This is a genomic window from Nonomuraea sp. MG754425, from assembly GCF_021699195.1.
Lineage (GTDB): Bacteria > Actinomycetota > Actinomycetes > Streptosporangiales > Streptosporangiaceae > Nonomuraea.
This window is the reverse complement of the sequence record NZ_SSXE01000623.1, coordinates 1-228: the sequence shown is the minus strand read 5'-3', so window position 1 is coordinate 228 and position 228 is coordinate 1. Positions and strand designations below refer to the sequence as shown.

General features: G+C 70.2%; 1 protein-coding gene. It reads right to left on the bottom strand.

Going from position 1 to position 228, the window contains the following annotated elements; translation table 11 throughout:
• On the bottom strand, nucleotides 1-228 hold a 228-nt coding region (locus FAF44_RS54240), incomplete at both ends, for a VCBS repeat-containing protein (RefSeq protein WP_237111257.1).

Genomic DNA, 228 nt, shown 5'->3' with positions numbered 1-228 from the left:
GTTGATGTCGCCGAGTGACATCAGCGTGGCGGCGTACGGGGTCCAGCCGGGGCCGAGGGTGACGGGGCCGGTGAACTTGTTGCCGCCCTTGCCGTTCCAGATGTGCAGGGTGTCGTCCTTGACGGCGGCCAGGTCGCCGTTGCCGTCGTTGTCGAAGTCGCCGGCGATGGGGCGGCTGTAGGCCGACCAGCCGCCGCCCACCGGGACGGCGCTGCCGAAGTTGTTGGC